At 38.5% G+C, this 1,622-nt stretch carries 1 protein-coding gene; it reads right to left on the reverse strand.

Going from position 1 to position 1,622, the window contains the following annotated elements:
* Window positions 1-259: 259 nt before the first annotated feature.
* Window positions 260-1,429, reverse strand: coding sequence for a MalY/PatB family protein (locus V7149_RS19530; RefSeq protein ID WP_335347263.1), 1,170 nt, complete (start codon window positions 1,427-1,429; stop codon window positions 260-262).
* Window positions 1,430-1,622 lie beyond the last annotated feature (193 nt).

Genomic DNA, 1,622 nt, shown 5'->3' on the forward strand with positions numbered 1-1,622 from the left:
GACAAAGTGTGTTTATCGGACAGGAAAGCGACAATTTCCGAAAAGCTGTCCAATAAAGTGTGTTTATCGGACAGGAAAGCGACAATTTCTGGAAAGCTGTCCAATAAAGTGTGTTTATTGGACAGGAAAGCGACAATTTCCGAAAAGCTGTCCGACAAAGTGTGTTTATCGGACAAAAAAGCAACATTTCCAAAAAGTTGTCCACAAAGTAGTATTTGGTGAAAGAAAATTGACAACTATCCACAACTTTATCCACTTATTAATCAAATGCTTTTTTCAATCTCTCCAAACCATCTAACAACATTTCCCGCGGACAGGCGATATTCATGCGAACAAAGCCTTCGCCCCCAGGACCGTACTTTTTCCCTGGTTCTAATGCCAGCTTGCCTTTATATAATAACCGTTCTCTAATGTCTTCATCGCTTAAATCCAGCCCACGGCAATTTAACCATAATAAATAGGTGCCCTCAGGTTCCATGACTTTGATCGAAGGCAAGTGTTTTTCGATAAAGCTCTTTGCTGTTGCGATATTTTCATGTAAGTATTCAAGAAGCTCATCCAACCAGCTATCCCCGTGCTGATAAGCAGCTTCCATTCCAATTGCTCCAAATGTTGGCAATGAAAAGAAGCCTTGACGCTGCAGAACTTTTTGAAATCCTTCGCGAAGTTCTTTGTTGGAAATGATAACAGCAGAAGCTTGTAGACCTGCTAGATTAAATGTTTTTGTTGGTGCAATGCAAGTAATTGTAATCTCACTGAATTTGTTATCCAATGAAGCGATTGGAATATGCTTATTTTGTTTAAAAACAAGGTCAGAATGAATTTCATCGGAAAGAATTAAACAATGATACTGATGGCAGAGCTCACCGATTTTTTGTAATTCTTCTTTTGTCCATACTCTACCGCCAGGATTATGCGGATTACATAAAAGGAATAATTTAACTCCCTCTTTTAAACGATCTTCAAAATCAGCATAGTCGATTTCAAATCGATTATTAATTAATTTTAAAGGTGAATTTACTACTTCCCGATTATTTTTCTTAATCATGTCGAAAAACGGAGCATACACAGGTGATTGGAGCATCACCTTATCTCCAGGTGCAGTATAGGCCTCAATAGCGGTTGCGATCGAAGGAACGACTCCCAAATTATAAAGAATCCATTCACTTTCAACATTCCAGCTGTGTCTATTCTGAAGCCATTGCTTAATGCTATCAGCCGTAGAGGTTGAAGGATATGTATAGCCGAAAACACCATGATGAACTCGGTCTAGAAGAGCATCTTTTACTTCCGAAGGCGGCGCGAAATCCATATCAGCTACCCACATTGGCAATACATCGCTCGTTCCAAAGACTTGCTGGGTCATTCCCCATTTAACAGAGGAGGTATTTTCCCGATTAATCATTTTGTCAAAGTCAAACTTCTTCATTGTATCCCCGCCTTTTCAATGATATAGCCTTTCCTCTATAATAAGTGATGGAAACAAAAAGTAAAAACATTTAGTGAAACTCAATCAGTGTTGATTAATCCAAGATGAATATGATAGACATGCACTATTTATAAAAAAATATTATTCTTGTTCTTTACCAACTGATTGTAGTTGCGGCCCACAGGATGTGGGT

The sequence above is a fragment of the Bacillus sp. JJ1503 genome (assembly GCF_036965125.1).
GTDB lineage: Bacteria > Bacillota > Bacilli > Bacillales > Cytobacillaceae > Cytobacillus.

Bases quoted from the DNA above. Each gene is read 5' to 3' on its own strand.
- V7149_RS19530 (WP_335347263.1), bottom strand. From the start codon at position 1,429: ATGAAGAAGTTTGACTTTGACAAAATGATTAATCGGGAAAATACCTCC.